This window comes from Saccharopolyspora sp. 6M, assembly GCF_020176775.1.
In the GTDB taxonomy this organism is placed as follows: Bacteria; Actinomycetota; Actinomycetes; order Mycobacteriales; family Pseudonocardiaceae; genus Saccharopolyspora_C; species Saccharopolyspora_C gregorii.
Window position 1 is genome coordinate 1 of the sequence record NZ_JAIUJZ010000281.1, and the last position, 8,016, is coordinate 8,016.

General features: G+C 73.0%; 7 protein-coding genes. 2 read left to right on the forward strand and 5 right to left on the reverse strand.

Translation table 11 applies throughout. The annotated features are described in order from the left end of the window. Positions 1–540: 540 nt before the first annotated feature. A complete protein-coding gene (locus tag LCD31_RS27450; RefSeq protein WP_224962855.1) occupies positions 541–1,359 on the reverse strand; it encodes an ABC transporter permease in 819 nt (272 codons plus the stop codon). Then, positions 1,356–2,381: an ATP-binding cassette domain-containing protein gene (locus LCD31_RS27455; protein WP_308011292.1), complete on the reverse strand. Its 1,026-nt coding sequence runs from the start codon at positions 2,379–2,381 to the stop codon at positions 1,356–1,358. The genes LCD31_RS27450 and LCD31_RS27455 overlap by 4 nt, the downstream gene beginning before the upstream one ends. A 249-nt stretch (positions 2,382–2,630) precedes the next feature. Here LCD31_RS27455 and LCD31_RS27460 point away from each other — a divergent pair, with 249 nt between their 5' ends. Next, a complete protein-coding gene (locus tag LCD31_RS27460; RefSeq protein ID WP_224962857.1) occupies positions 2,631–3,872 on the forward strand; it encodes a nucleotide disphospho-sugar-binding domain-containing protein in 1,242 nt (413 codons plus the stop codon). Positions 3,873–4,105: 233 nt separating this feature from the next. Here the strand turns inward: LCD31_RS27460 and LCD31_RS27465 are convergent, their stop codons facing one another. Genes LCD31_RS27465 through LCD31_RS27475 form a run of 3 tightly spaced genes read right to left on the reverse strand, consistent with a single transcriptional unit; the run spans position 4,106 to position 7,295 of the window. Further along, positions 4,106–4,882 carry an NAD(P)-dependent oxidoreductase gene (locus LCD31_RS27465; RefSeq protein WP_224962859.1) on the reverse strand — a complete coding sequence of 259 codons (777 nt, stop codon included), beginning with the start codon at positions 4,880–4,882 and terminating at the stop codon, positions 4,106–4,108. Further along, positions 4,882–5,865: a Gfo/Idh/MocA family protein gene (locus LCD31_RS27470; RefSeq protein WP_224962861.1), complete on the reverse strand. Its 984-nt coding sequence runs from the start codon at positions 5,863–5,865 to the stop codon at positions 4,882–4,884. Before LCD31_RS27470 ends, LCD31_RS27465 begins: the two co-directional genes overlap by 1 nt. After that, on the reverse strand, positions 5,862–7,295 hold the full coding sequence (locus tag LCD31_RS27475) for an NDP-hexose 2,3-dehydratase family protein (protein WP_224962863.1): 1,434 nt from the start codon (positions 7,293–7,295) through the stop codon (positions 5,862–5,864). The genes LCD31_RS27470 and LCD31_RS27475 overlap by 4 nt, the downstream gene beginning before the upstream one ends. A 192-nt stretch (positions 7,296–7,487) precedes the next feature. Here LCD31_RS27475 and LCD31_RS27480 point away from each other — a divergent pair, with 192 nt between their 5' ends. Beyond that, the gene (locus tag LCD31_RS27480; protein WP_224962865.1) at positions 7,488–7,901 is read left to right on the forward strand and encodes a CBS domain-containing protein; all 414 of its coding nucleotides are present in this window, start codon (positions 7,488–7,490) and stop codon (positions 7,899–7,901) included. Positions 7,902–8,016: the final 115 nt, after the last annotated feature.

The window sequence follows — 8,016 nt, forward strand, 5'->3', positions numbered from 1 at the left end:
GCTGCGGGATCGTTTTCACCGGTGGCTCCGCCACAGGAGAAAACGCTGTCCTCGCGAGGAGAACGCTGAGAACCCGCTGGTGGTCCTGTTGATCGGGTGGTCGGCGGCTCAGCGGCTTCGCCGCTGACAGGAAGACGACGAGATCGGGGTGGGAGGTCCGCTGTCGGGTGGCCCGGTTGCTTCGCTGCGGGGTTGTTCTCCCGTGCCTCGGTGGTTGCACTGCGAGGACGCCGCTTCGGTGCGGGAGCTGCTGGAGAGCTGCCGGGTGTCGAGCGCTCTGGTGGCCACGAGGGGTGCCGGCGGAGCGGAGTCGGGGGTTGGCCTGCGCGGGTCTTGGGGCCTGCATAGGGCGGATCTACGAGCATTCGGAAGCGTGACGGCGACGTTTCCGCTCGGAGCCGGAGATCGGCGGTGGCCGTCCGCTGGTATGACACAGCATCGTCCGGTGCCGTGCCCGGGAATCCGGCGTCGTGCCGGGGAATGCGGTGCCGAGACTCGTCGAACCGGGATCCCGGTCGGGCCGGATCGCCGGCCCCCGGATCAGAGCGGGCGGCGGAAGCCGCGGACCGCGATGGCGGCGCTGGCGAGGGTGACCAGGACGCTGATCAGCAGCGACGGCACCACCAGCTGCCCGCCGTCGGCCAGGTCCAGCGCCACCGCGCGGGAGGCGTCCACCGCGTAGGTGAGCGGGTTCAACCGCGCCACGACCTCCAGCCAGTCCGGCAGCTGCTCGATCGGCACGAACGCGCTGGAGATGAACATCAGCGGCACCATCACCAGCACGCTGATGTTCTGCATCGGCTCGGTGCGCCGCATGCAGGCGCCCATCGCGAGGAACGCCCAGCTCAACGCGCTGCCCACGGCCAGCGTCAGCAGCGCGGACAGCACCATGCCGACGAACCCGCCGCGCGGCGCGTAGCCGAGCAGCCCGACGGCCAGCGCCAAGATCATCACCAGCTGCACCGCGGTGCGCACGAAGTCGGAGGTGCTGCGCGCCAGCAGCAGCGAACTCGGCATGATCGGCAGCGACCGCAGCCGCGCCACGATGCCGTTGCGCAGGTCCTCCACCAGCCCGACCCCGGTCTGCGAGGACGTCTGCACCACGTGGTTCACCAGCACCGCGGGCATCAGGAAGTCCAGGTACTCGGTGCCGGGCGGCAGCCCGCCGGCCAGCGGCAGGTTCCCGAAGATCTGGGTGAACACGAACAGCGTCATCACCGGCTGGATCAGCCCGACCAGCACCAGCCCGGGATCGGTGAGGAACGCGCGCAGCGAACGGCCGGTCAGCACCACCACCTGGGTGACCGCGGAACTGCCGTTCCAGCGGGGCGGTGCGCAGCCGGTGATCGTGGTGGTCATGCTCGCTCCACAGCGGTCGGGGAGGGGGGCGCGTCGCGCGCGTGCCGGGCGAGCGCCAGGTACACGTCGTCCAAGGTCGGTTCGCCGAAGGCCAGCTCGGCCGCCTCGATCCCGGCTTCGTCGAGCACCCGGACCACCGCGGCCGTCTCCCGGGACTCCTCGATCGGCGTGACGATGGCGGTGCCGTCCTGCGCGACCGACGGGGCGAAACCGGCACGCCGCAGCGCCGCGCAGCCGGTCTCCGCGGCGGAACCGGGGCCGAGCACGACGGTGACGGTGCGCGTGCCGACCTGCGCCTTGAGCTCCGCGGCCGACCCGGAGGCGACGACGGTTCCGGCGGAGAGCACGGTGATGGTGTCGGCGAGCCGGTCCGCCTCGTCGAGGTACTGGGTGGTCAGCAGCACCGTGGTGCCCTCCGCGACGAGGCGTTCCACGATGTCCCACATCGCCATCCGGCTCGACGGGTCCAGTCCGGTCGTCGGCTCGTCCAGGAAGATCACTTCGGGGTTGCCGACGAGGCAGGCCGCCAGGTCCAGGCGCCGCCGCATCCCGCCGGAGTAGGTGCCCGCGCGCCGACCCGCGGCGTCGGTGAGGTCGAAGGCCTCCAGCAGTTCCGCGGCCCGCGCGCGGGCACGGCCTCCGTCGGCGCCGAGCAGCCGGGCCAGCATCACGAGGTTGTCCCGGCCGCTCATCTGCTCGTCCACCGAGGCGAACTGGCCGGTGAGGCCGATGCGCTTGCGCACCTCCCGCGGCTGCTCGGCGACGTCGAAGCCGGCGACCCTGGCCACCCCGGACGTCGCGGGCAGCATCGCGGTCAGCACGTTCACCAGCGTCGTCTTGCCCGCGCCGTTGTGCCCGAGCAGCCCGAGCACCGAGCCGCGCGGCACGCTCAAGGTCACCGAATCCAGCGCGGGCACCGCGCCGAAGGACTTGCCGACGCCGATCGCCTCGATCATCGGAGTCCCGGCGCCGACGGCACCGCGGTCGGGCCGCTCGCCGGGTGCCGTTGGCAGCACGGTCATGCGTGGCTCCCCCGCAACTGGTTCGTCGTGTGCCCCGGGGGACGTGCTCGCGTCTCCCCAGGATCCGCGAGCCGAGCATGCGGTACCGGCCCACGCCGGGCCAACGGCTAGCACCGAAACACTCGTGCGACGACTAGAACAGGCCGCGCCCCGGGTTCCGGCGGGCCGGATTCCGCGCCATCTCTAGGGATTCGCCCACCGGGCCGGGACGTAGCTTGGCGGCGCCCGTCGAGCGAAAGGGAAACGCGCATGCGAGTGCTGTTCGCGGTGTCCGCCTGGCCGGGGCACTACTTCCCGCTGGTCCCGCTGGGCTGGGCGCTGCGCGCCGCGGGCCACGACGTGCGGGTGCTGTGCGCGGAGTCCGAAGTGGACCCGGTCTCGCGGGCGGGTCTGACCCCGGTCCCGGTGTTGCGCGGGCTCGACCTGCTGCTCGGCGCGCGGCTGATCAACCTGCTCGGCGCGCACCGGGGGAACTGGCCGTACCCGGCGCCGCCGCTGCACCCGCGGACGGGCGAACCGCTGGACCTGGCGTCCTTCGACTTCGGCGCCTGGCACGAGGAGCTGCGGCCTGTGCTGCTGGAGCACGCCACCCGCAGCACCGACGCCGCCGTCTCCTACGCCCGGGACTGGCGCCCCGACCTGGTCGTGCACGACCTGATGAGCGTGGAGGGCCCGCTGGTCGCGAAGGTGGCCGGGGTTCCCGACGTCCTGCAGCTGTGGGGACCGGTCGGCACCGGCGACGACTACAGCCCCGTCGGCGGCGGTGCACCGGAACCCGCGGTGCCGGTGGACACCAGCGGCGCCTTCGCCCGCTACGGCGTCGGCGAGATGGGTTTCCACCACGTGGACCACGTGCTGGACCCGTGCCCGGCGCAGCTCCGCCCGAACGGGCCCGAACCCCGCATCCCGTCCCGCTACGTCCCGTACAACGGTCCCGGCTCGGCGCCCCTGGACGTGCCGCCGCGCGACGGCCGGCCGCGGGTGTGCGTGGTGTGGGGCCGGTCGGCGACCCGCACGTTCGGCGCGACGGTGAACAAGATGCCGCAGGTGGTGGCGGCCGCGACCGGGCTGGGTTGCGAGGTGCTGCTGCTGGCCTCGCCCGCGGACGCGCGCGAGTGCGGGCCGCTGCCGGAGTCGGTGCACGTGCGGACCGACCTGCCGCTGAGCCTGGTGCTGCCCGGGTGCGACGCGGTGGTGCACTACGGCGGCGGGGGAGCGACGATGACCTCGGTGGTGGCGGGGGTGCCGCAGCTGGCGCTGCCGTGCGGGTTCGACCAGACGTTGATGGCCCGGCGGATCACCGGTTCCGGGGCGGGGCTGGACATCCCGAACTGGGAGGCCGACGCCGAGGGCATCGGCGGAGCGCTGCACCGCCTGCTCACCGAACCGGCGTTCACCGAATCGGCTGCGGACGTGGCCTCCTCGGCGAACGAACTACCTGCCCCGGCCGAAGCGGTCTTCGCGCTTCGGGATCTCGTCGCGGGGGGCTGAGGTTCCGCCCCTTCGGGGGCGGGTGGCGGAACCTCAGCGCTTTCCTCGCTGCGGGACCGAGTGCACCGGTGGCTCCGCCACAGGCGACAACGCCGCCCTCGCGAGGAAAGCGCTGAGAAACCGCGGGTGGTCCGGCTGCGTGCGTGGTCTCCGCTCAGCGGCGTCGCCGCTGAAGAGGGCACGGCCTCGCCGCGCGGGTTCCTGCGTCACGAATTCCGCCGGATCGGCGTCGATCAACCGGAATGCAAGTCCACTGTGGACGTCGGTAGGTAGGAGTGCAGGTACCGGTCCAGCAGGTCGTCCAGGTAGCCGGGGCCGAAGTCGTGCTCGGCGAACGCGGGCACCAGCCGGTGCAGCTTCGCCAGGTCCACCCGGGTCAGCTGCGGTGGGCGCGCCAGCGCCCGCACCTCGGGGTCGGCGTCCAGCCGCCGCCGCAGCGCCGCCACCACGGCCGGCACCGGGATCGGCACCCCGGAGGCCACGTTCACCACCTCGTCGCGCACGCCCGCCGCGCACAGCGCGTCCAGCACCGGCGGCACGTGCCGCACGTCCAGCAGGTCGCGGTGCGCCTCGGGATGCACCGTCACCACCCCGTCCAGCACGCCGCGCACCAGCGACGGCAGCAGCTGCGCCGGTTGCTGCCCGTCCCCGACCAGGTGGGTCAGCCGCAGCACCAGGAACCGCGCGCCGGAGAGCTCGCACACGCGCTCCAGCGCCAGCTTGTGCCTGCCGTAGGCGTTCAGCGGGAACACCGGGCCGTCCTCGCGCCCCGGCGTCCCGTCGGAGCCGTAGATCGCCGCCGAGGACGTGGACAGGAACACCGCGGTCCGCCCGTCCGCCCGGCAGCGCCGCAGCACCTCGCCGACCAGCGCCGCCTCCCGGTCGAATTCGGCGGTGTCCGCGGCGGACGTGGTGGACACCCCGGCGGCGATCAGCACCACCTCCGGGTGCGCCGCGCCGAGCCGCGCGGTGCAGTGCCGGGCGAGGAAACCGCTGCCGACGACCTCCATCAGGCGGGCACCCGCACCGCGGCGGCCCGCACCTGCTCCACCAGCCGCGCGGTCTCCTCGGCCGCGTCCAGCCACGCCGGTTCGTCCGGCGCGCGGTCCAGCACGGCGCGGGCGAACGCGGCGATCGAGTCGCGGAACTGGTGCGCGGCGGCGAGCACGAACTCCTCGGCGTGGTCCTGCTCGTCGACGCGCAGCAGCGGCCGGTGCTCGGCGGGCGGGGTGAACGCGCGGTCCAGGCCCAGCGCGCCCGTCGCGCCCCACAGCCCGTAGCGGGACCGGTAACCGTGCTGGAAGCCGAACTCCAGGTCGGCGAACACGCCGTCCGGCGACACCAGCAGCGCGTGCCCGGCGAGGTCCACGCCGCGCCGCTCGTCGACGCGCAGCACCGCCCCGGACAGCGCCAGGCCCGGACCGAGCAGCAGCTGCGCCGCCCGGATCGGGTAGACCCCGACGTCGAGCAGCGCGCCACCGCCGAGCGCCGCGTCGTAGCGGATGTCGGAATCCGGCAGCGGCGGGATGCCGAAGGTCGCGGTGAACGTGCGCAGCGCCCCGATCCGCCCGTCCGCGACGAGATCGGCGACGGTCCGGTGCTGCGGGTGGTGCAGGAACGCGAAGTTCTCCCGCAGCACCAGGTTCCGCTCCCGCGCCAGCGCGGTCAGCTCCCGGGTGCGGTCGGCGCGGTCGGTGAGCGGTTTCTCGCACAGCACGTGCTTCCCGGCGCGCAGCGCTCGCCGCGTCCACTCGTGGTGCAGCGCGGTCGGCAGCGACAGGTAGACGGCGTCGACCTCGGGATCGTCCAGCAGCGCCGCGTAGCCGGTGGCGGCGGTGCCGCCGAAGCGGTCCGCGAACTCGGCGGCCTTCGCCGCGTCCCTGCTGGCGACCGCGGTGATCTCCAGCTCGGGGATCTCGGCGGCGGCGGGCAGCGCGCGGCGCCGCGCGTTCGCCGAGCAGCCCAGCACGCCGAGCCGGACCCGCCGGCTCACCGCAGGCCCCGCAGGCAGGCGATGAGGCTGCGGGCCTGCACGTTCACGTAGTGGCTGTGCTCCAGCAGCCCGGTCAGCTGGTGCAGCGCCAGCCACCGGAAGTCCGGCAGGTCCGAGTCGGGGAAGTCCGCGTCCACCTCGATGATCTGGTACCGGTTGCGGGCCTGGTAGAACCGGCCGCCCTCCTCGGACAGCTCGGTGTCGAACAGCACCTGCTCGGGCCGCCTGCCCAGCACCACGTCCAGGTGCGGCGGCCGGTAGTCGACGCCGAGACCGGCGTAGTTCTCGGGGGTGCACTGCACGGTCGGCGCCAGCTCCACCACGTCCAGGTAGCCGGGTTCGACGCGGGCGTTCAGCAGCGCGTGCAGCACCCCGTCGACGCGCTTCACCAGCAGCGCCACCACCCCGGTTCCGTGCGGGTGCAGCAGCGGCTGGGTCCAGCCGCCGACCTCGCGGCTGTTGCTGCGCACGTCCACGGCCAGCACGGTGAAGAAGGTGCCGAGCTCGTGCCGGATCTCCGCGTCGGTGCGCCGCCAGCCGCGCACCGCGTGCAGCGGGATCAGCGAGGCCCGGACCTGGTGCTCGGCCTGCCGGGAGGTGATCCAGCTGCGCACCTCTGCGGTGGTGTGCAAGGTGCCCGAGCGCGGATCCCGGGACCGCGCCAGCGCGCCCGCCAGGTCCGAACCGTCCACTTCGGACCCCTCGAACCCGCCGGGGAGGCAGGACAGCACGGTGCGGGCGTCCATGTTCACCAGGTCGTCCACCGCCAGCAGCCGGTGCAGCTGGCCGATCGTCACCCAGCGGAAGTCCTCGTGCTCCGCGACCGGTTCGCGCACCTCCACCAGCATGTTCCGGTTGCGCTTGCGGAAGAACCACGAGCCCTGCTCGGACTGCAGCACGTCGCTGAGCACCTGCTGACCCGCGGCGTCGCGGAAGTGCTCCAGGTACGGCACCGCGCCGCCCTCGTGCACCCGCGTGTAGTTGCTGCGGGTGGCCTGCACGGTGGGGGACAGCTGCACCCCGTTCACGTTGCCGGGTTCGGTCTTCGCCTGCATCAGGCAGTGCAGCACCCCGTCGATCTCGCGCAGCAGGATGCCGAGGATGCCGATCTCCGGCTGGTTGATGATCGGCTGCGTCCAGGAGCGCACCGGGCCGTGGTCGCTGGACACGCGCAACCCCTGCACGCTGAAGAACTTGCCGCTGGTGTGCCCGAGGTCGCCGGTGGCGTCGTCGAAGCGCCACTTGTCCAGCTCCGCGAACGGGATCCGCCGCACGTCGTGCAGCTGTGCGGCGCCGCGCTCCCGCACCCAGGCCAACAGCTCCTCGGTGGAGTGCAGCGCGTCCCGCTCGGCGCGCGCCGCGCGCGCCAACCGGTGCGGCAGGGTCGTGTCCGGCTTGCGCAGCAAGCCCGTTCCGGCGGAGGGCGCCATCGGGATCTCCTCACGGCGGTGCTGCCGGCGATCCGCTGGCGCGGCAGGCCGGGTCGCGACCATTCCTACCCGGGAAAGATTAGGAGAAACCCCAGGCCCGGCCGACGGTTCCACGATCGGATGATTGCGCGCGGAGCTCGCCGGGTAGCCGGGGGCTGATCGCGATTTCCGAACGGGAGGAGGCGCAGCACCATGACGACCGCACGGGAGATCATGACCGCGAGCGCCGAATGCGTGAACACCGATCAGACCGCCGCGGACGCGGCGCGCAAGATGACCGACCTCGGCGTCGGGGCGCTGCCCATCTGCGGCCCGGACGAGAAGATCAAGGGAGTGATCACCGACCGGGACCTGGTCGTCAAGGTGGTCGGCAAGGGCCGCGACGCCGGGACCTTCCCCGCCGGGGACCTGAACCAGGCCGAGGCGATCACCGCGGGCGCCGACGACTCCGCGGAGGAGGTGCTCGCCACGATGAAGGACCACCAAGTGCGCCGGGTGCCGGTGATCGACGGGCAGCGGCTCGTCGGCATGGTCTCGCTCGGCGACGTCGCCAAGGCCCTGCCGCACCACGAGGTCGGAGACCTGGTCGACACCCTGTCCACCTGACCAGATGCCGCTCCACTCCTGTTGCGGAGCGGGGCAGGTGGCGGAACCTCAGCGGTTCCCTCGCTGCGGGATCGATTTCACCGGTGGCTCCGCCACAGGAGAAATCGCTGTCCTC